This window comes from Labrys sp. HAY1-8F, assembly GCF_056754975.1.
Genome location: NZ_JBPGWZ010000001.1, coordinates 1,517,501 through 1,536,834 on the forward strand (window position 1 = coordinate 1,517,501; position 19,334 = coordinate 1,536,834).

At 63.8% G+C, this 19,334-nt stretch carries 19 protein-coding genes (1 of these 19 cut by a window edge); 9 read left to right on the forward strand and 10 right to left on the reverse strand.

Annotated elements, in window-relative coordinates:
• From ACR9ZN_RS06970 to ACR9ZN_RS06990, 5 genes are all read right to left on the reverse strand, one after another.
• A protein-coding gene (locus tag ACR9ZN_RS06970) for an oxidoreductase (protein ID WP_481271747.1) crosses the window boundary here: on the reverse strand, window positions 1-247 show its 5' portion. Its footprint begins 1,823 nt before the window's first position; only the first 247 of its 2,070 coding nucleotides appear in the window; it begins with the start codon at window positions 245-247; its stop codon lies beyond the left edge, outside the window.
• A gap of 290 nt (window positions 248-537) precedes the next feature.
• Window positions 538-876 carry an HdeA/HdeB family chaperone gene (locus ACR9ZN_RS06975; RefSeq protein WP_434960103.1) on the reverse strand — a complete coding sequence of 113 codons (339 nt, stop codon included), beginning with the start codon at window positions 874-876 and terminating at the stop codon, window positions 538-540.
• Between the two features lie 4 nt (window positions 877-880).
• Window positions 881-1,312 (reverse strand): hypothetical protein, encoded by a 432-nt coding sequence (locus ACR9ZN_RS06980; protein ID WP_481271748.1) that lies wholly within the window; start codon window positions 1,310-1,312, stop codon window positions 881-883.
• 408 nt (window positions 1,313-1,720) lie between these two features.
• The gene (locus ACR9ZN_RS06985) at window positions 1,721-2,053 is read right to left on the reverse strand and encodes a hypothetical protein (RefSeq protein ID WP_434960101.1); all 333 of its coding nucleotides are present in this window, start codon (window positions 2,051-2,053) and stop codon (window positions 1,721-1,723) included.
• Between the two features lie 222 nt (window positions 2,054-2,275).
• Window positions 2,276-3,184 carry a LysR family transcriptional regulator gene (locus ACR9ZN_RS06990; RefSeq protein ID WP_441771694.1) on the reverse strand — a complete coding sequence of 303 codons (909 nt, stop codon included), beginning with the start codon at window positions 3,182-3,184 and terminating at the stop codon, window positions 2,276-2,278.
• A 215-nt stretch (window positions 3,185-3,399) separates the two neighbouring features.
• On the opposite strand from ACR9ZN_RS06990, the gene ACR9ZN_RS06995 reads away from it, so the two are divergent.
• Together ACR9ZN_RS06995 and speB are read left to right on the forward strand one after the other, a co-directional pair.
• A complete protein-coding gene (locus ACR9ZN_RS06995) occupies window positions 3,400-4,764 on the forward strand; it encodes an MFS transporter (RefSeq protein ID WP_481271749.1) in 1,365 nt (454 codons plus the stop codon).
• Between the two features lie 51 nt (window positions 4,765-4,815).
• The gene (speB, locus tag ACR9ZN_RS07000) at window positions 4,816-5,784 is read left to right on the forward strand and encodes an agmatinase (protein WP_481271750.1); all 969 of its coding nucleotides are present in this window, start codon (window positions 4,816-4,818) and stop codon (window positions 5,782-5,784) included.
• 19 nt (window positions 5,785-5,803) lie between these two features.
• On the opposite strand, the gene ACR9ZN_RS07005 is transcribed toward speB, so the two are convergent.
• The 5 genes from ACR9ZN_RS07005 to ACR9ZN_RS07025 are packed head-to-tail and all read right to left on the reverse strand — an operon-like array spanning window position 5,804 to window position 11,084.
• On the reverse strand, window positions 5,804-6,628 hold the full coding sequence (locus ACR9ZN_RS07005; RefSeq protein ID WP_481271751.1) for an ATP-binding cassette domain-containing protein: 825 nt from the start codon (window positions 6,626-6,628) through the stop codon (window positions 5,804-5,806).
• A 14-nt stretch (window positions 6,629-6,642) separates the two neighbouring features.
• On the reverse strand, window positions 6,643-7,554 hold the full coding sequence (locus tag ACR9ZN_RS07010) for an energy transducer TonB family protein (RefSeq protein ID WP_481271752.1): 912 nt from the start codon (window positions 7,552-7,554) through the stop codon (window positions 6,643-6,645).
• Window positions 7,551-8,006: a TonB system transport protein ExbD gene (gene exbD, locus ACR9ZN_RS07015; RefSeq protein ID WP_481271753.1), complete on the reverse strand. Its 456-nt coding sequence runs from the start codon at window positions 8,004-8,006 to the stop codon at window positions 7,551-7,553. The genes ACR9ZN_RS07010 and exbD overlap by 4 nt, the downstream gene beginning before the upstream one ends.
• Before the next feature lie 4 nt (window positions 8,007-8,010).
• Window positions 8,011-8,886 (reverse strand): tonB-system energizer ExbB, encoded by an 876-nt coding sequence (gene exbB / locus ACR9ZN_RS07020; RefSeq protein ID WP_481271754.1) that lies wholly within the window; start codon window positions 8,884-8,886, stop codon window positions 8,011-8,013.
• Window positions 8,880-11,084: a TonB-dependent siderophore receptor gene (locus tag ACR9ZN_RS07025; protein ID WP_481271755.1), complete on the reverse strand. Its 2,205-nt coding sequence runs from the start codon at window positions 11,082-11,084 to the stop codon at window positions 8,880-8,882. The genes exbB and ACR9ZN_RS07025 overlap by 7 nt, the downstream gene beginning before the upstream one ends.
• 314 nt (window positions 11,085-11,398) lie before the next feature.
• Here ACR9ZN_RS07025 and ACR9ZN_RS07030 point away from each other — a divergent pair, with 314 nt between their 5' ends.
• The 7 genes from ACR9ZN_RS07030 (at window position 11,399) to ACR9ZN_RS07060 (ending at window position 19,076) form a co-directional block, all read left to right on the forward strand.
• Window positions 11,399-12,325, forward strand: a complete 927-nt coding sequence (locus tag ACR9ZN_RS07030; protein ID WP_454817130.1) for an ABC transporter substrate-binding protein — start codon at window positions 11,399-11,401, stop codon at window positions 12,323-12,325.
• A complete protein-coding gene (gene fhuB, locus ACR9ZN_RS07035) occupies window positions 12,312-14,294 on the forward strand; it encodes a Fe(3+)-hydroxamate ABC transporter permease FhuB (RefSeq protein WP_454817128.1) in 1,983 nt (660 codons plus the stop codon). The genes ACR9ZN_RS07030 and fhuB overlap by 14 nt, the downstream gene beginning before the upstream one ends.
• A 274-nt stretch (window positions 14,295-14,568) precedes the next feature.
• On the forward strand, window positions 14,569-16,287 hold the full coding sequence (locus ACR9ZN_RS07040; RefSeq protein WP_481271756.1) for an ABC transporter ATP-binding protein: 1,719 nt from the start codon (window positions 14,569-14,571) through the stop codon (window positions 16,285-16,287).
• A 352-nt stretch (window positions 16,288-16,639) separates the two neighbouring features.
• The gene (locus ACR9ZN_RS07045; RefSeq protein ID WP_454817125.1) at window positions 16,640-17,152 is read left to right on the forward strand and encodes an RNA polymerase sigma factor; all 513 of its coding nucleotides are present in this window, start codon (window positions 16,640-16,642) and stop codon (window positions 17,150-17,152) included.
• Between the two features lie 157 nt (window positions 17,153-17,309).
• The gene (locus ACR9ZN_RS07050; protein WP_481271757.1) at window positions 17,310-18,296 is read left to right on the forward strand and encodes a FecR family protein; all 987 of its coding nucleotides are present in this window, start codon (window positions 17,310-17,312) and stop codon (window positions 18,294-18,296) included.
• Window positions 18,297-18,393: 97 nt separating this feature from the next.
• Window positions 18,394-18,672 carry an antitoxin gene (locus tag ACR9ZN_RS07055; protein ID WP_481271758.1) on the forward strand — a complete coding sequence of 93 codons (279 nt, stop codon included), beginning with the start codon at window positions 18,394-18,396 and terminating at the stop codon, window positions 18,670-18,672.
• Window positions 18,673-18,686: 14 nt separating this feature from the next.
• On the forward strand, window positions 18,687-19,076 hold the full coding sequence (locus ACR9ZN_RS07060; protein ID WP_481271975.1) for a PIN domain-containing protein: 390 nt from the start codon (window positions 18,687-18,689) through the stop codon (window positions 19,074-19,076).
• Window positions 19,077-19,334: the final 258 nt, after the last annotated feature.

Sequence of the window (19,334 nt, forward strand, 5' to 3'; positions counted from 1 at the left end):
TATCGGCGTCGTCCCACAGACGCAATTCGATGAAAGGGGTGATCTCCGAGGTGTGATGCATCTCGGTCTGCTCGGTGAAGATGACGCCCCAGCCTCCTTCCGACTTGATCCGCCGCATTTCGGCGGCAGCGGACGGATCGCGATAGCCGCCGCCATTGCAATGGGGAACCTGGTAGAACCGATTCTTGGCCGTCACCGGGCCGATCTTCATCGGCTCAAACAGAATGTCGTAGCGTGGATCGCGCATGAAATTCCCCAAAAGCGTTTTGCGATTTGACGGAGGCGGCGAGAATCGCAAAGACGCGTCGAAACAGAGAGCTGAAGCAAACGAGCGTTCAGCCATGAACGCGCTTTGCTCCAGTTGGCCGCGATCACACCACCCGGCGGATGCGAGGGCCGCGATGCCTCCCAAGGCGCTTTGCCCTGGAACATCGTCGCTCAGTTTCGGGGAGCCCGCAGCGGCGGCAAATTAGAGTTTTCCGATGCAATGGATCAGCTGGGCCGAAGCAGGCCGCCGCGAGGCACCCGGCCCCGCCGTCACCGCGCGCGCTGCTGAAGCGCCTGGCGCAGCATCACCGCGGCGGCCCCGAGCGTCTCCACAGGATGGGCCTTGCAATATTCACCGATCCAGCGGCGGATCGAGGTGCCGTCCTCGTCGATCAGCCAATCCTCCGCCCGCTCGGCCAGATTCGCCCCGCTCAAGAAACCGGCGACCCAGGCCGCATAGGCTGTGCCTTGGGTCGAATTGGCGCTCGCCGTCCATCGGTCGCAGGTCACGTCCATATAGCCGACGGCCGAGCGTCTCACTTCCTGGGCCAGAGCCATGCCTGAATGCATCATGGCCGACAATGCGATCGCTCCAATGACACCTCGCATGCCGTCAGCCCGGAAGATTCGTGATGGCGGACATGGCGTGATCCTTTTCCAGCCGGGCCTGGAGGAAGGCGGTCAAATGCTGGTGCCCGTCCGCCTGATTTGCCACCGCGAAACAAGACTTTCGCAAAACGGCAAGTTTCGCCCGCAGTTGTCGGCGAACAGCCCTCAAGCTGTCAACCATCCCGCGCGACCGCTCCCGTGCCTGATCTCGCCACTGCTCAAAAGCAATCTCATGCCGGCGCATCCGATCGAATGTCTGCCCATCAAAACAAGGCCACGCCCTGCCGGAAGAGCTTTCCCCTTTTTCGGGGTTGCCATTCCCTTGTTCGCCTTGTGCACCGGGCACCCATCCATCCTTCATCCAGCACCATATCCGCTTCAATTCACGAAGCGACCCCTGTTCCTTCTGCAATTGATGCGAAGGCCCCTCGATCATGATCGGGCCAACGCTTATCGACGACCGGGTCTATGCGCTAAAGGGCCTTTTCGGCTTTCCGATGACCAAGCAAGTCTCGACCCTGTACTGACTTATGCCGTCGATCACCGGAAAGTGTTCCACGGGGGCCCACCGCCCTGTCGCCAATGATGTGAAACCGGATATGGGCGAAAACAAGGATCGGCAGGCAGACAGACCGGCCCAGGCCCTGGTTTGGGGCCCTTTCGGGACATGCCGGGAGGACGAAATGAAGCTGACAGGGCATCGTTTGTGACGCCGAAACCCTGGCCCGCGCGGCAGATCTCATCGCGGGAAGCAGATCCCGGTGCCAGATCAGAGGGCGAGCCGGCCAAAAGGGCCGGCCACTATTTTGCGGATGGGACATCCCCATCCCCCTCATGGGCTTTCTCAGTAATAGGCTGTGCAAACCCGGTTGCCGTAGGAATCATAGCCGACCTGGGCGCATTGGCGCTGACCGCCGCCATAGCCGTCATAACCCGGCTCGGGCTCACGACTCGGGGTGGTGGCCGCGCCGACGGCAGCGCCACCCGCCGCGCCGATGGCGCCGCCAATGAGGGCACCGCGCCCCTTGTTCTTCGAGACACCGGCGCCAATGGCCGCACCGGCCACGCCGCCCAGCACGCCGCCACCGACCGCCCGGTCGCCGGGATTGTCCGACGCACATCCAGCCACCGACATAGCGACGGCGCCCGCCAAAACTGTGATCAGAATTTTGTTCATAGATCGGTCTCCGTTTGCCAGATTACCGCTAAGTAATGATTCGGTCGCAATCATGGCGAGCGTATTGCGTAGGTCTATTTTAACCCTGATCGGCGTTTGTCGATGGCTCCCGTCAATCTGATTTCTGACATTTCAATCGCCGCAAAATCGATCAACTTTCCCTGCGGCACGATCGACTATCGGTGCCGTTACTCATTTGATGGAAAAACGTTATCTGAGCTCTTATCCCGCCTCGGAGGATCCCAAGGTCGCCGCAAGATCGCGCGTAAACTGACGTGCCACTTCGGTCGGTTCGGGCTGCACGCGCAAAGCGATATAAAATTGCGATCGCCAGACCAGGCCGGGCCCGTCGAGAGCCCGCATCTCGTCCCGTTCGACCCATTTGCGGGCGAAATGAACCGGCAGGAAACCGAGGAAGCAGCCGCTGCGGATCAGCACGGCCTGCGCCTCCATGTTCGAGACCGAGGCCGTGATCAGGGGATCCTGCAGGGCGGCAAGTTCGGCGCGATGCAGATAGGGGCGGACGGTCATCGGGTGGCGGGCGATCACGGCGGGCGTGATTTCGGCCGCATCGCCGGCAAAGAGCGGATGGGTGTGTCCGCAATAGAGGGCGTGTTCCTCCACATAGACAGGCGCGTAATCGATATTGGCCTGGCGGTTTGGAAAGGGGCCGATGGCGACATGGATGTCCCCGTTCTGCAGCCCCTTGCTCAGCGCCTCGGGCGTGCCAACCTCCAGGCTCAGCCGAACCTGCTGCTCGCGCTCGAAAAAACGCTGCACCGCCCGATGCACCGGCAGATCGGGATTATCGGCCTCGCTGTCGACAATACCAACCCGCAAATGGCCGGTGAGGATCTTGCGCAGCACGCCGAGATTGGCCTCGCAGGTCTCGAGCGACCCCAGCATACGCTTGGCTTCATGATAGACCGCCTCGCCCTTCGGAGTCAGCGAGAAGCCGCCGCGCCCACGCTGGCACAGCGTAAAGCCCAAAGCGAGTTCGAGATCCTTGAGATGGGTGGAGATCACCGACTGGCCCGCGCCTAGAACGGCCTGGGCCCCGCCAAAGCCGCCATGCTCCACCACCGCGCAAAAGGTGCGCAGGTTCCGCACCATGTAATCGCTGATCCGCATCGTCCCCACACGCTGGCCAATGTACGACAACGGCAAATTACATCAAATTTTCCGATGTAAGAATTGGAAAGTTTCGAAATACGAATGCTTCCGATTACGGCATGGTCCCGGGCCAATCGTCCGGCCGCCATCACGCCCGCAGAAGGCAGCAACACCGACACCGGCCAGGACGACAGCTTGATGATCGAGATTCATCCAAGAGGGGAAACGTCCGCATGAGCAATCCGCACCCGGCCGCCACGCCGTCGGCCATATTGGAGGCCGGCCAGCAGCCGGCCGCATCGAACACAATCCTGCGCCGCGCCGCCTTTGCCAGCTTCATCGGCACCTTCGTCGAATGGTTCGACTACGCGGTCTACGGCTTCCTGGCGACGGTGATCGCCGTGGTGTTCTTCCCGGCCACCGATACGCGCAGCGCCCTGATGGCCACCTATGGCGTCTTCGCCCTGTCCTTCATCGTCCGCCCGATCGGCGGTGTGATCTGGGGCCATTTCGGCGACAAGTTCGGCCGTAAATCGACCCTGACGCTGTCGATCTTCATCATGTCGTCAGCCACCTTCGTCATCGCCTTTCTGCCGTCCTACCAGACGGCCGGCCTGGCCGCACCGGTGCTGCTCCTGCTCACCCGCCTCGTGCAGGGCTTTGCTGCCTCGGGCGAATATGCCGGAGCCGCCTCGTTTCTCGCCGAGCACGCGCCGGACCGCAAGCGCGGCATCTATACCTGCCTGGTGCCGGCCGGCGAGGCAGCGGGCCTACTTGCCGCCTCCCTCTTCGTCGCCCTGCTCCACGCGCTGCTGACCACCGAGCAATTGCAGGAATGGGGCTGGCGCCTGCCCTTTCTTTTGGCCCTGCCCTTCGGCTATGTCGGCGTCTTCATCCGCCGCCGGCTCGAGGAGACGCGACACTTCAAGTCCCTGGAGGCCGCCCATCACGTGCCGCCGGCACCGGTGCTCGAGCTCCTCGGCAAGCACCGCCGCCAGGTGCTGATCGCCTTCGGCGGCACGCTGCTCAACGCCGTCGGCTTCTATCTCGTGCTCAGCTACATGCCGACCTATCTGGCGACCGAGCTCGGCATCAGCGAAACCGCTGCCTTCCTGGGCTCGACCATCGCGCTGACGGTCTATCTCACCTCGATCTTCGTGATGGGCGCCCTGTCGGATCGCCTCGGCCGCAAGGCGGTCCTGATCGCCTGCTCGCTGCTCTTCGCCGTCCTCACCGTGCCGCTGTTCATGGTGCTGTCATCCGTCGCCTTCACCGGCCTTGGCAGCGGCGGCTTCCTGGCCATCCTGGGCATCTGGTCCCTGTTCGGCGCGCTGCTCGCCATGAATGGCGGCACGCTGCCGACCCTGTTGTGCGAATTGTTCCCCACACGCGTGCGCTATTCGGGCTTCGCCCTCAGCTTCAACGCGGCGAACGCCCTGTTCGGCGGCACCGCTCCCCTGATCGCCACCTGGCTGATCGGGGCGAGCGGCAGCAAGCTCGCGCCGGCCTGGTTCCTGGTGGCCGCCGCCTTGGTGACCCTCGCCGCCATCGCCATGACGACGGCCGGCCGCGCCGGCTCCACCCTCAAGGACGATTAGAGGCAGCGCGGCGCAGCCCATCCCTTCCCCTGAAAACTGCAAGGATCGATAATGAGCGAACACTCCTACGAAGCCGGGCGGCTGAACCTGCCCTTCGTCGGCATCTCCACCTTCGCAAAACGCCCCTATATCGCCGATTGGCGCCACATCGACGCCGACGTCGCCATTCTCGGCGCCCCCTTCGACTTCGGCACCCAGTTCCGTGCCGGTGCGCGCTTCGGGCCCCGAGCGGTGCGCGAAGCCTCCACGCTGTTCAGCTTCGGCCATGCCGGTGCCTATGACCACGAGGACGACCGCATTTATCTGCCCGCCTCGGTAAGGATGGTCGATATCGGCGATGCCGATATCGTTCACACCGACACGCAAAGGAGCCATGCCAACATCAAGGCTGGCGTCGGCGCTATCCTCGATGCGGGAGCACTTCCGGTGGTGATCGGCGGCGACCACTCCGTCAACATTCCCTGCATCGACGCCTTCGCGGGTCGCGGCGACATCCACATTCTCCAGATCGACGCCCATCTCGACTTCGTCGACGAGCGCCACGGCGTGCGCTACGGCCATGGCAATCCCATGCGCCGTGCCGCCGAGAAGGCCTATGTCAGCGGCCTCACCCAGGTCGGCATCCGCAACGTCTCTTCCACCGCCAAGGAGGGCTATGACGACGCCCGCCGCATGGGCTCGGACATCTTGTCGGTGCGCCAGATGCGTGCACTCGGCGCCAAGGGCGTGATCGATCGGATCCCGGCGGGCGCGCGCGTCTATGTCACCCTCGACATTGACGGCTTCTGCCCCTCCATCGCCCCGGGAACCGGCACGCCTTCGCATGGCGGCTTCCTCTATTACGAGGTGCTGGAAATGCTGCAGGCGCTGGCGCGCCGCAACGAGGTGGTGGGGATGGACCTGGTCGAAGTCGCACCCGATTACGACCATACCGGGGGCACCGCGATCCTGGCGGCACAGATCCTGCTGAATTTCCTCGGCTTCGTGTTCGAGGCTCGCATGGCCAAGGCCGCAGCCTGACGTCCGCTGCCATCGGCCGTTACAGCACGAAGCTCACCGGCCCCCCGCTCTCGGGATGGGGTATCACGCCCATCTCGATGCCATAGATGGACTTGAGGCAGGCGGGCGTCATGATCTCGGCAGGCGTGCCGCGGGCGATCAGGCGGCCGCCATGCAGCGCGACCAGCTCGTCGCAATAGCGCGCGGCCATGTTGACGTCGTGCAGCACCACGATGACGCCGATGCCACGCTCCCGCGACAGGCGCTGGACCAGGGCCAGCACATCGACCTGATGGGCGATGTCCAGCGCCGAGATCGGCTCGTCGAGCAGGAGGCAGCGCGTATCCTGCGCCATCAGCATGGACAGCCAGACGCGCTGGCGCTCACCCCCCGACAGGGTATCGACGAGGCGGTCGGCGAAGGGGCCGACATCGGCCAGCTTCATGGCCTCGGCGACCTTCTCGGAGTCGGTCTTGCCGAAGCGCCCGAACGGTCCGTGCCAGGGATAGCGCCCGAGGGCGACGAGTTCCTTGGACAGCAGGCTGGTCGCCGGCGGAATATGCTGCGGCAGATAGGCGACCTGGCGCGCAAAGGCCCGCTCGCCCCAGTCGGAGAGCGGTGTCCCGCCAAACCGCACGGAACCCGAGGTCGGCGCCTGCTGGCGCGCCAGAATCTTGACCAAAGTCGACTTGCCCGAGCCGTTATGGCCGACCAGCCCGATCACCCGGCCCGGTGCCAGCGACAGGGTCAGGGGCTGCAGCAGGACTCGCCCCGGAATGGCGAAGCTGACGTCTTCGAGCGCGAATAGATCCGCGTTGGCAGGAGCCGGTATCGGAGCGGGCATAGTGTCACGGGAAACGGTCATATGCATCGGCATCATCACTTGAAAATAATGGCTACATTCACAGGTCTCGAGCCACCGGGTGGAGGCCCCACCGTGCCTAGCCTGGCAATAGCGCTAATTGCCTTGGCATCGAGGACAGGATCTCCACTCGATTTGATCACCCGACCCGAAGACGCCTGACCGCTGGCGCTGACGGAGAAACTCACACCAACCGTGCCTCTTTTGCTGCTCCCCATCGAATTCGCAATTCGTCCAATTTTAGCGTTCACGGCGCGCCTCCAGGCGGCGAGCTCGTCGCCCATTGCCGAACCCTGTTGGCGCGGGGCCGTAGCCTGAACCGCCTGCTGACGCGGCGCGACGACGGAAGGCCTGGGCTGCACGACCGGACGCTGCCGTTCTGGCTCCTTGCGGGGCGCGAGCTTCTTCTCTTTCTTCGGCTTGGGCTGTGGCTTGGGCGCGGCCGGCAAGATCACCTCCGCCTTATCCTTCGAAGGCAGATCGGGCACCACCTCCGGTACAGGCTCCGGCGGCGTGATGGGTTCGATCGGTTCCGGGGGCGTTGGCTCGGGCTCGGGAGGAGCCTGTTCTGGCACTTGCTGAGGTTCCACCGGCGTGGGCTCGACCTGCTGCGTTTGAGGCTGCGCCGGCTCAGGTTCGACCGGCTGGACCGTCTCCGTCTGCGTCTCCTGCGTTGGCTCGGGCTGGGCCTCGGCCAATGTCTCCTGGGGTGGCGCTTCAGGCAAGGTGGTGGGCGGGGCCAGATCGAACTCGATGGCCGGCTCGGGATTGCCGGCGGGAGGCGGCCCGATCGGGTGCCAGTCGCGGGCCACCCAGATGCCAGCGCCATGCACGAGCAGCATCACGGCCGCCGCTGCCGTCCACAAGGCGACGTTGGGCAGGGACAAGGCCTTGCTGGCCAACCTGGTGAAACGCGCCTGCTCGTTCATTGTGGGGGCACGGCGACCGTATTCGTGGCCTGGCCGGTATCTTCGAGACCGACCAGGGCGATCTTGAGATAGCCGACATTGCGCAGGAGATTCAACACGCCCATGATGTCGCGATAGGCGACACCCCCGTCGGCGCGCAGGAAGACACGCTGCTCGCGGTCCGCCCCTGTGAGCTGGTCGATGGCGGGCTGAATCTGCTCGCGCGGCACACTGTTTTCACCGAGTGCCAGGCTCAGATCCTTCTTCACGGTGAGGAAGACCGGCTTGTCCGGGCGCGGCTGCACCTTGGCGTTGGAGACGGGCAGGTCGACGGCGACGTCGACGGTGGAAAGCGGCGCCGCCACCATGAAGATGATCAGCAGCACCAGGATGACGTCAATGAAGGGCGTGACGTTGATGTCGGAGACTTCCGACAGGTCGCCGTCCTGCGGATCCTTGAGGGAGACGCCCATGCCGTCAGCCTACCGTCTGCGTGCGCGCGGGTGCCAGCGTACGGACCGGAGCGGCAGAACCATCCCGTTCTTGCCGCTCGAGATCGCGCGAGACATGCTGAAGCACCTCGCCCGACGCATCCGAGAGGAGGGCTCGATAGCCGGCAATGGCGCGGGCGAAGACGTTGTAGATGATCACGGCCGGGATGGCGGCGACGAGGCCGATGGCGGTGGCGAGCAGGGCCTCGGCGATACCGGGGGCCACCACCGCCAGATTGGTGGTGCGCGATTGCGAGATGCCGATGAAGGAGTTCATGATGCCCCAGACCGTGCCAAACAGGCCGACGAAGGGGGCCGTGGCACCGATGGTGGCGAGCAGGCCGGTGCCGCGCGTCATCGAGCGGCCGGCACGCGCCTCGATGCGGGCGAGTGCGATCGCCAGGCGCTCCTTGATGCCTTCGGCCGGCAGGTCGTCCGAGCGCTGCAATTCACGGTTGGCAGCCGTCACGAGGTCGGCGACAGCGCCCTTCCCGGACTGACGGGCGCCGATGGACTGGGAGGCGGAGGCGAGGCTCTCGGCGCTCTCGAGCAGGCGCGCCGCCGCCTGCGCCCGGCGCTTGGCCGCGAGCAGCTCGATGCCCTTGGCCAGCCAGATCGTCCAGGTCACCAGCGAGGCGAAGGCAAGCCCGATCATCACGCCTTTCACCACGATATCGGCCTGCATGAACATGCCCCAGGGCGACAGGTCATGCGGCAGGATGCTGGCCGCGGCGGCGACTGGATCGCCGGCCGGCGGGGGCGCCGGCGCCGGCTGAGCATCCTGGGCGAAGGCCCGAACCGGCGCCATCAGGGCAAGCGAAACCATGGCCATCAGCGGCCCGTTGCGGCGAAAATCTACCATGTGTAGCTGGCCTTCAGAGTTGCGACGCGGCCCGCGCCGTAGTTGCAGCTATAGATGCCGGAGCAGCCCGCGACGTAACGCTTGTCGAAGACGTTGTTCACGTTCAGGGCAAAGTCCCATGCCTTGTATTTGTAGTGCATGCCGAGATCGACGAGGGTGACGGCCGGCACCTTGTAGAGGTTCTGGTTGTCGGCATAGGAGGAGCCGATATAGCGAATGCCGCCCTGCAAGCCGAGATTCTGCAGCAGCCCCTCCTGGAAGGTGTAGTCGGCCCACAGCGAGGCAGTGGTTTCCGGCACCACGTTCGGCCGTTTTCCGACCACGGTTGCATCCGTGTCCTTCTCGATGCGAATCTGCGAGGCGCTGAAGGCAGCCGTCATCTTGAGGGCATCGGTGACGTTGGCCTGCACCTCGACTTCGACGCCGCGCGAGCGCACCTCGCCGAGCTGGTTGCTGAAGAAGGGATGCGCCGTATCCGGCGTCACCACATTCTGCTTGGTGAGGTCGTAATAAGCCGCGGTGATCAGGCCGTCGAAGAAGGTCGGTCGATATTTCACGCCGGCTTCATATTGGACGCCGGTCTCCGCCTTGAACGGACTGCCCGCAAAATTGGATCCGATCACCGGATTGAAGCCGCGGGCAACCGAGACATAGGGCGTGATGCCGTTGGCGAAGGCGTAGGAAAGGCCGGCGCGGCCGCTGAAGGCACCCTCGACGCCATTGAAATTGGCGTTGCCGACCGAGGCGGTACTATCAGTCCAGACTCGGTCATAGCGCCCGTTCAGGGTCAGCAGCCAATTGTCGGCGAAACTGATCTGGTCCTGCAAATAGGCGCCAAGCTGATGCATGGTGTATTTCTGGCGCAGATAGGGCGTGACGACCCCGCCCTGCGGCGTGCCATAGACCGGATCGGTGGGACTGATGGGCGTGGCGTTGAACAATCCCTGCATCTGGTTGATGGCATAGTATTTGTAATCGAGGCCAAACAGCAGATCATGCGCCAGCGGCCCGGTATCGAACCGGCCTTCGAGCTGATTGTCGGCCGAGAAGGTGTTGACCGTGGTGTGGTGCGCAAAGCCGGTGCGGTAAAGCTCATTGCCGGGGGTCAGCGGAAGCGGGTTTCCCCCGCCATAGTCGGCATCGGGATTGTAGTAGCCATAGGGGTAGGCATAGCGCTCGCGCGTATCGAGATAGGCGTAGCGCACGTTCTGGCTAAAGGTCCACGCATCGTTGAAATCGTGCTTGAACTCGTAACCGATCATCGCCTGCGAACGACGATACAGGTCGTCCGAGGGTTCGGCGGAGTAGAAATCGCGAGGGATGCGCCCGAAGCGCGTCGGCTTCACCGTGCCGTAATAGGGCAGGAAGCCGCCCGTATGGTCGAGATCCATATTGGTGTAGTTGGCCAGCAGTGTGAGGCTGGTCGCATCATTGGGCTTGTAGGTCAGGGCCGGGGCGATGAAGCCCTGGAATCCCTTGGCCTTGTCGGTTTCATAACGCCCGCCCGCGATCCGGCCCGTCAGGCGATAGGTCCACACGCCGGCCTCGTCGATCTTGCCGCCGAAATCGAAGCCCGTGCTGGCCTGGCCCCAGCTGTTGATGCCCGCCTCGATCCGGTGCAGCGGCTCATCGGTCGGCCGCTTGGAGACAAGGTTGAGAATACCGCCGAGATTGCCCCCGCCATAGAGCGTCGAGGAAGGGCCACGCAGCACTTCCACACGCTCCAGAGCGTAAGGGTCGACATAAAAACTGCCAAAGGCATATTGGTAGAGCGGTAGGCCGTCGAGGAAGATGCCGGTCTGGCTGGCGTCGAAACCGCGGATGAACACCCAGTTGGTGCGGGGGTCGTAGCCATAGGGCGCGCCAGTCACGCCGGGGGTGTAGTAGAAGACCTCATCGAGCTTCTGGGGCTGCCGGGCCTCCAGCTGGTCGCGGCCGATCACGGTCACCGATTGCGGAATCTTTTCGATCGGCGTGTCGGTCTTGGAGCCGGCCGTGGTCTTCTTCGCGACATAGCCCGTCACCGGCCCCGTGCCGGTTCCGCCGCTGACGACGACGGGATCGAGCGCGATCGTTCCACCATTGCTCCCCACCTGTGCCCACGCGGCCGTCGCCGCGGCCAGCATCAACAGGCCCGATGCCGTCCCCATGGACAGCCTGACGCAAACTCCAACCCGCCGGTTCATCACCTCTGCCATCCCATGAAAAATAATATCGCGCAGCGTCAACCGCCCGCAACGCCATTGCGCAGACGTTTAGACCAACGGACTTTGCCATGTAAACAAACTTATAATAGCATTACTCAGATATATATTCATTTATACTTGTTATTGATTGTACAAATTATAAAAATTCTAAACTGCACAAATGATGGAATGTTCTTTGTTGCAATGGATATACTTCAGATGCCATAAGCCACCGCGATCAAAATTGAGTTCCTTTCATTGCGATGGACGCTCTCGTCCGATCACGGTTCGCCGATACATCAGTTCCTTCTGCGCGCGGAGGCGCCGTGAGATCGCTTGCCGCCTTTCAGCGGACGGCCCTGCGCCTCGGTGTCGTCATCCTCACAAGCCTGGTGTTCGCCGGGGGAGTTGCACGGGCCCAATCTGCCTCACGCCCCGAGCGCCTCGTGGTCCTGGACTGGACGGCGACAGCCATGGTGAGGTCATTGGGCATCAATCCCATCGGCGTGGGCGATGCCGATCTCTATCGCATCTGGGTGGGTGAACCGGCTCTGCCGCGGGGAACGCCGGATGTCGGCCTTCGCGATACACCCAGCCTGGAGACCATCGCAGCCCTCGAACCGGACCTCATCATCGTTAGCCCGCTCGGCGCTGCCGCGCGCCCCTCGCTGCAACGCATCGCACCGACCCGGGAGGTGGCCGTCTACTCCGGAACGGGCGATCCCCTTCGCCATGCCGAAGCCGAGCTCGAAGCGCTGGCCAAGATAGTGGGGCGGGAGGCACAGGGGCGGGCTGTCATCACGCAGGCCGAAACCGAGTTTGCGAGCCTGCGCCAACGTCTCACGGGTACGGCCATGCCCCGCCTGCTCGTCATCCAGTTTCTCGACAAGCGCTTCGTGCGCGTCTACGGCCCCGCCAGCCTGTTCGGTGGTGCGCTGCAACGGCTCGGCCTCACCAATGCCTGGAGCGCGCCGACCAATGGCTGGGGCTTTGCCCTGGTGGGCGTGGAGAGGCTCGCCGCCTTTGCCGATGCCGAGATCGTGGTGGTCGATCCATTGCCCTCCGAAGCAAGCCTCGCGCCCAATACGGACAGCCTGTGGGGCAATCTGCCTGCGGTAAGGCAGGGCCGCGTAAAGCGTCTCGCCGCGATCTGGCCCTTCGGCGATCTCACGGCAGCGCAGCGCTTTGCCCATCTTCTGGTCGATGCCTTCAGCAAAAACAGCGCGGCGGATGGCGGCAATGCCCGGTTCTGACGCGCGCCGCCCCCTGTTTGCCTACGCGGTCCTGGGGCTGCTGGCCGTCATGCTGACCGCCTGGTGCTGGACGACGCAATTGCCGGCCCCGCAATGGTGGGGCGCCACGCTCCATCCCCGGCTCGACGATCCGCAGCAGCTCGTCTTTCATTTCTCCGCCCTGCCCCGCGCACTCACCGCGCTGCTGGCCGGTGCGGGGCTCGGCCTGGCCGGCCTCCTGCTGCAACAGACCCTGCGCAATCCGCTGGCCTCGCCCACCACGCTGGGCCTGGAAGCCGGTTCGCAGCTCGCCTTGACCGTCGTCCTCGTCGCGGCCCCCGGCCTGCTCGTGCTCGGACGCCCGACGATCGCCCTGGCCGGCACGCTGCTGGCCCTGGGCTTCGTGATGGTTTGTGCGGCGCGTAACCACTTCTCGTCCGTCGCCCTGGTGCTGGCCGGCCTGGTGGCGGGCTTGTTCTGCGGCGCCCTCACCATCGCGCTGCGCCTTCTCAACCAGGAATATGTCGCCATCCTCTTCCTGTGGGGCGGCGGCTCGCTGGCGCAGCAGGACTGGATGGCGCCGGCGGCGCTCGCGCCCGCCATCGGCCTGCTCTATCTCCTGGCCGCTCTGTTGGCCCGCCCCTTCGAACTGCTCGCCCTGGATGAGGAAAATGCCCGTGCCCTGGGCGTGCCGCTCAGCCTGGTGCGCGGCGCCGGCCTCCTCATCGCCGCCCTGCTCACGGCTGTGATCACGGCCCATGTCGGGGTGATCGGCTTCGTCGGGCTGGCGGCAGCGCAGATCGCACGCCTGTCGGGGGCCCGCCGTTTCACCGCCCGGCTGATCCTGGCGCCGTTGACCGGCGCCCTGCTTGTGCTGGCTGTCGACGCCATCGTCGGATTGCTGGAAGCCGCAGGCATCATCGACCTGCCCACGGGCGCGGCGACCGCCCTGCTGGGCGCACCGCTGCTGCTCTGGCTTCTACCTCGGTTGCGCCGCACCGAGCCGCCCTCCACGCAACGCTCCCTGGCTACGGGCACACACGATCGGACCCGGCTCCTGCCCTTGCTTGCCGTGCTGCTCGTCCTTGCCGCGATCGGCGCCCTGCTGATCGGCCATGGCAGCGCCGGTTGGCAGCTGATCTCGCCCGCCGACTTCGCCCTGGTCGAGCCCTGGCGGGCGCCGCGCGCCGCGATCGCCGCACTGGCCGGCGCCATGCTCGCCACCGCGGGCCTGCTGCTGCAGCGGATATCGGGCAATCCGCTGGCCGCGCCCGAGGTTCTCGGAATCGGTACCGGCGTTGCCTTCGGCATGGCCCTTGCGATGATGCTCGGCCAGACGACCGGCTTGGCGGCTCATACGGCTGCCGGTGCAGCCGGCGGCTTCCTCGCGCTCTTCCTGGTGCTGATGGTCGGCCGGCGCAGCGGCTTTGCCCCCGACCAGGTCCTGCTCACCGGCCTCGCCCTCTCGGCGCTGCTCGACGTCATCATCGTCGCCTTTCTCGCTCTGGGCGATCCCCGTGCGCCGCAAGTTCTCGCCTGGATGGCCGGATCGACCTATTATGCCGATTGGCCCAAAGTGCTGACGACAGCGGCCTTTGCCGCCCTGCTGCTGCCGGCCGCCCTGGCGCTGACGCGATGGCTCGACATCGTGCCGATGGGTCCCGTCACGGCCAGGGCTCTCGGACTGCCGGTCCACACCAGCCGGCTGTCGATACTGGGCATGGCCGCGCTGCTGACTTCGGTCGCGGTCATGGCCACGGGTCCGCTCACCTTCGTCGGCCTGGCCGGGCCCCATATGGCGCGCCTGCTCGGCTTGCGCCGGGCCTGGTCGCAAATCCTCGGTTCAGTGCTGATCGGTGCGCTGGTCATGGTCGTCGCCGATGCCCTGGCGCGCACAGTGATCGCGCCCCGTGAATTGCCGACCGGCATCGTGGCGGCCCTGATCGGGCTGCCCTATCTGATCTGGCAGCTCGGGCGCAGGGCTCATTGAAGGGTTGAAGGCGATGAACATCCCAACGGTGGCGATGGCCCCTCCCTGGCACGAGGTGTATATGCTGCCAAAGCATTTTGCGATTTGACGGAACCATCTAGAATTGCAAAGACGCTCGGGCCAATCCGTTGGATTGGCTTGGAAACAAAGAGCCGGAGCAAAGTACGTTCAGCTAGGAATGCACTTTGCTCTGGCCGCTTGATCTGTTCTTGCCTTGCGAGGAGAGCCCCGGCGGCCTTCTCGACGTCCATTCATTCGTTGTTGCTTGATCACCATGGCCTTACTGAAACGCTTTGCCGCCTATTATTTGCCCTATCGCGGCCTGTTCCTGCTGGACTTTTCCTGCGCGATCGCTTCCGGCCTGTTCGAACTCGGCTTTCCCGTCGCGATCAAGATCTTCATCGATACGCTGCTGCCATCCGGCCAGTGGCATCTGATCACCCTGGCCTGTGTCGGCCTTCTGGCCGTCTACATCGTCAATACCGGCCTGATGGCGATCGTGACCTATTGGGGCCACATGCTCGGCATCAACATCGAGACCGAGCTGCGGCGCAAGGCGTTCGACCATCTGCAGAAGCTGTCCTTCGGGTTCTTCGACAACAACAAGACCGGCCATCTCGTCGCGCGGCTCACCAAGGATCTCGAGGAGATCGGCGAGATCGCCCATCACGGGCCGGAGGACCTGTTCATCGCGGTGATGACGCTGGCCGGCGCTTTCCTCCTGATGTTCTCGCTGCATGTCGAGCTCACCCTCATCACGGCCATGGTCGTGCCCGTGACGGCCTGGGTGACACTGCGCTACGGCGGCCGCATGACCAAGAACTGGGGTGCTCTCTACGACAGCGTGGGCAGCTTCAACACCCGCATCGAAGAAAATGTCGGCGGCATCCGGGTGGTGCAGGCTTTCGCCAATGAGGACCACGAGCGGGCCCTGTTCTCGCGCGACAATCACGATTATCGCCGCACCAAGCTGCAGGCCTATTGGCTGATGGCCGCCTCCAACTCACTGAGCTATCTGAGCATGCGGCTCACCCAGCTCGCCGTGATGATCGCCGGCAGCTATTTCGTGCTGACCGGCCAGCTCAGCCATGGCGGCTTCGTCGGCTTCCTCCTGATGATCGGCGTGTTCTTCCGTCCCATCGAGAAGATCAATGCGGTGATCGAGACCTATCCCAAGGGCATTGCCGGCTTCCGCCGCTATCTCGACTTTCTCGACACCCGGCCTGATATCACCGACCGCCCCGATGCCCGGCCGGCCCCGCTGCTCACCGGCGCCATCCGTTACGAAAAGGTCGGCTTCGGCTACACACCCGACCGGCAGATCCTCTCCCATCTCGATTTGTCGATCGCGGCCGGCGAGACGGTGGCCTTCGTCGGGCCGTCGGGCGCCGGCAAGACCACGATCTGCTCGCTCCTGCCCCGCTTCTACGATGTCACCCAGGGCACCATCACCATCGACGGCATCGACATCCGCGACCTGACGCTACGCTCCCTGCGCAGCCAGATCGGCATCGTGCAGCAGGACGTCTTCCTGTTCGGGGGCACCATCCGCGAGAACATTGCCTATGGCCGCCTTGAAGCGGGCGAGGACGAGATCCTCGAGGCAGCCCGCCGCGCCCGCCTCGACGGCGTGATCGCCGCGCTGCCCAAGGGCCTCGACACCCTCATCGGCGAACGCGGCGTCAAACTGTCGGGTGGCCAGAAGCAGCGCCTCGCCATTGCCCGCATGTTCCTGAAGAACCCGCCGATCCTGATCCTCGACGAGGCAACCTCGGCGCTCGATACCGAAACGGAGCTCGCCATCCAGCAGGCTCTCGCCGAGCTTTCGAAGGGGCGCACGACCCTGGTGATCGCGCATCGCCTGGCGACGATCAAGAATGCCGATCGCATCCTCGTCGTGGACGGCGGGGGCATCGTCGAACAGGGACGCCATAGCGATCTGCTGGACAAGTCCGGAATCTATGGGCGGCTGCACCGGGCGCAATTTGCCTGAAGCAGCCTTTGCGTCCTTGCGATTTGCCGCAATCGACGGAAATCGCAAGGACGCGCCAGAACGGCGAACCAAAGCAAACAAACGTTTCCGTCTAAATGCGTGTTTCTGCACGCCGACATGGCCGAGTACCAGCGGGATGAGCGCCCGCCATCGTGCTCGCACCAGAAAACGGTGTAAAATTACTATATTTTTCGATATTTTCTTAATAAATACTAATTCTTATCTTTATATCATTCTAACAATTTGTACAAATTAGAATAGATATAAATCATTTTCATTGAGTAGCGCTGCTTTTCTGGATAATGCTTGGCCACTTGCCCGGTCATCGCCGCCTGCCCACAGAATTCGCCCCATGAACAGCCGCAGCCACGACATCGAAACTCTTTATGCCGCGGAGCGGCCTCGCCTGGAGCGGACGCTCCGGCGCAAAGTCAGGAGCCGGGATGTGGCGCTCGATCTCATCCAGGACATGTTCCTGCGGATCTGGGAGCGCACCAGCGACACGACCGGCAACGCTTCCGCCTTCCTGACCCGTTGCGCACGGAATGCGGCTATCGATCATTTGAGGTCGGAATCCAGGCGCGAGCGGCTGCAGGAGGACACGCTGTCGACCCAGTATGCGGCCTCCCCCGCAACGCCGTTCGAAATCCTGTCGGCCCGCCAGAACCTGCAATCCCTTCAGGATACGATCGCGGCGCTTCCCCGGCAGACACGGCACATTTTCCTGCTGAACCGTATTCACGGGCATAGTTTCGTGGAGATCGCCGCGACCCTGGGCATATCGGAGCGCACGGTGGCAAAGCACATGGCGCGGGCGCTCGCCGCATGCACCGCAACCGATGGCGCATCCGCGCAAGGAGCCTGAGGCCACCGACTACCCATCCCCCCAAAGACGCTCGTCCCCGGCGAACGTGCCGGCGGGCATCGTGTGGCAGGCACGCCCGGCGCAGTCGGGTTATAGTGCGCCGATTCTCTATCGCACGGTGCCATAGACGAAAAAGCGGTTTTCGAGGCCACAGATCATGGCGCCCCCCCAATCCTCCCCAGCGGATGTCGAACAGGAGGCCAGAGACTGGTTCGTTCAACGCCTCGGCGGGTTGTCGCGGGCCGAGCAGGCAGAATTCGAGAGCTGGCTTGGCGCCAATCCCGCTCATGCCGACGCCCTTCGCAGAATGGAGCAAGTCTGGAGCGCCGCCGAGCAGCCCGCTCGCCAACTTGCCACTCGCGAAAATGAAGCGCTCGCGCCCTATCTTCACGCCGTCGACAGGAGTTGGCGCCAGCACCGCAACTTCCGGCGGCTATCGGCGGCGACCCTGGTGCTGGCCCTCGGCCTGGGCGGCGTCCTCTGGCTGCAGAACCCCCATTTGCTGCAGAAACTGATGGCCGATCACAGTACCGGCCGTGGCGAACGGCGCACCGTCACGCTGTCCGATGGCTCGAAAGTGCTTCTCGACGCCGACAGTGCGCTCGACGAAGCTTTCGACAAGACCGAAAGGCAGGTGAAGCTCGTGCGCGGCACCGCTTCCTTCGACGTCGCGCCCGGCAAGGCTCCTTTCGTCGTGCGCGTGCCGGACGGCGACATCAGGGACATCGGCACCCAGTTCGACGTCAATCTCGGGGACGACGGCACTGTCGTCACGCTCGAGAGCGGCAAGGTGGCCGTCAAGGCCGAGCATCTCGGCGAAGCCCTGCTGGACGCGCCGGGCCAGCGCCTTCGTTTCGACAGGCAAGGGCTTGGAGAGATCGAACAGGTCGATCTCAAGGATGCGCTGGCCTGGCGCAAGGGACGCTATGTCTTCTACCGGGCCAGGCTGTCCGAAGTCATCGAGGAAATCGCGCGTTATCGCCAGGGAAGGATCGTCGTCACCGGTGCGGGCCTGGGCGACCAACTCGTCACCGGCAGCTTCAGCCTGGCCGACACGGACGCGGCGCTGCAGTCGCTGCAGACCAGCGTCGGCTTCCGAATGACTACCCTTCCCGGCGGCCTCGTCGTGTTCATCCGGCCGTAAGGACGTGGTCTGCTATTGCGACGACAAGTGCACCGAAGTCTGATTTGCGCCCATCAAGTTTCCGGCATATACATGGCATATGCATGAGGATCCTGGTATGGCGCATCCACTCACCTCACCACCGTCGAAGCAGGTCAAACTCTTTCGCAACAACCGCAGCCAGGCTGTACGGATCCCGGCTGAGTTCGCGCTGCCCGGGGATCGCGTGCGGATCACCCGCGATGGCGACAGGCTGATTTTCGAGCCGGTCCCGACAGATGGCAATGACCTGCTGACATTGCTCTCTGGCTGGGTCAAAGAGCCGCCTTTGGGCAAGGAGGACGACTTTCCCGATTTGGACAAGGGCTTGTTGCCCCTCAAGGATATCGAGCTTTGAGCAATGCGCGCTACATGCTTGACACCAATATCGTATCCGATCTCATTCGCCATCCCGATGGGAAAGCCGCCCGGCACATCGCCGGGATCGGTGATCACGGCCTCGCCGTCAGTATCATAACCGCCTGCGAGCTGCGGTTTGGAGCCGTCAAGCGCGGCTCGGGTAGGTTGCAGGAACGTGTCGAAGCCATCCTGCAACGATTGACGATCCTGCCCTTCGATGTGCCGGCCGACGGTAAATATGCCGATATTCGAGCCGCCCTCGAACGGGCAGGCACCCCGATTGGTCCCAATGATTTGTTGATCGCCGCCCATGCCTCCGCGGCGGGGATGCCTCTGGTCACGGCCAATATCGACGAGTTCGCACGCATTCCCGACCTCGTCCTTGAGAATTGGCTGGCGTAGCGCGCCTTAATAAAAGCGACACCGATCCCAATGCGGTTCACTCAAGCCTCCCTTGAGTTTGCACAGCCTTTGTCATTGCCGGGCTCGACCCAGCAATCCAGCCGCCTACCGGTCTCGCGCGCGGTTCCTGGATAGCCGGGTCAAGCCCGGCTATGACAAATCGGAGCGTTACCTCCTCACGTGAACTGCATTGGGCACCTGTTCCGATCGACTTCGGTTCCAGATCTCCTGCGGCAACAAAAATCTTCGCCAAGGGGT

Bases quoted from the DNA above. Each gene is read 5' to 3' on its own strand.
- ACR9ZN_RS06975 (WP_434960103.1), bottom strand. From the start codon at position 876: ATGCGAGGTGTCATTGGAGCGATCGCATTGTCGGCCATGATGCATTCA.
- ACR9ZN_RS06980 (WP_481271748.1), bottom strand. From the start codon at position 1,312: ATGATCGAGGGGCCTTCGCATCAATTGCAGAAGGAACAGGGGTCGCTT.
- ACR9ZN_RS06985 (WP_434960101.1), bottom strand. From the start codon at position 2,053: ATGAACAAAATTCTGATCACAGTTTTGGCGGGCGCCGTCGCTATGTCG.
- ACR9ZN_RS06990 (WP_441771694.1), bottom strand. From the start codon at position 3,184: ATGCGGATCAGCGATTACATGGTGCGGAACCTGCGCACCTTTTGCGCG.
- ACR9ZN_RS06995 (WP_481271749.1), top strand. From the start codon at position 3,400: ATGAGCAATCCGCACCCGGCCGCCACGCCGTCGGCCATATTGGAGGCC.
- speB (WP_481271750.1), top strand. From the start codon at position 4,816: ATGAGCGAACACTCCTACGAAGCCGGGCGGCTGAACCTGCCCTTCGTC.
- ACR9ZN_RS07005 (WP_481271751.1), bottom strand. From the start codon at position 6,628: ATGACCGTTTCCCGTGACACTATGCCCGCTCCGATACCGGCTCCTGCC.
- ACR9ZN_RS07010 (WP_481271752.1), bottom strand. From the start codon at position 7,554: ATGAACGAGCAGGCGCGTTTCACCAGGTTGGCCAGCAAGGCCTTGTCC.
- exbD (WP_481271753.1), bottom strand. From the start codon at position 8,006: ATGGGCGTCTCCCTCAAGGATCCGCAGGACGGCGACCTGTCGGAAGTC.
- exbB (WP_481271754.1), bottom strand. From the start codon at position 8,886: ATGGTAGATTTTCGCCGCAACGGGCCGCTGATGGCCATGGTTTCGCTT.
- ACR9ZN_RS07025 (WP_481271755.1), bottom strand. From the start codon at position 11,084: ATGGCAGAGGTGATGAACCGGCGGGTTGGAGTTTGCGTCAGGCTGTCC.
- fhuB (WP_454817128.1), top strand. From the start codon at position 12,312: ATGCCCGGTTCTGACGCGCGCCGCCCCCTGTTTGCCTACGCGGTCCTG.
- ACR9ZN_RS07040 (WP_481271756.1), top strand. From the start codon at position 14,569: ATGGCCTTACTGAAACGCTTTGCCGCCTATTATTTGCCCTATCGCGGC.
- ACR9ZN_RS07045 (WP_454817125.1), top strand. From the start codon at position 16,640: ATGAACAGCCGCAGCCACGACATCGAAACTCTTTATGCCGCGGAGCGG.
- ACR9ZN_RS07050 (WP_481271757.1), top strand. From the start codon at position 17,310: ATGGCGCCCCCCCAATCCTCCCCAGCGGATGTCGAACAGGAGGCCAGA.
- ACR9ZN_RS07055 (WP_481271758.1), top strand. From the start codon at position 18,394: ATGGCGCATCCACTCACCTCACCACCGTCGAAGCAGGTCAAACTCTTT.
- ACR9ZN_RS07060 (WP_481271975.1), top strand. From the start codon at position 18,687: ATGCTTGACACCAATATCGTATCCGATCTCATTCGCCATCCCGATGGG.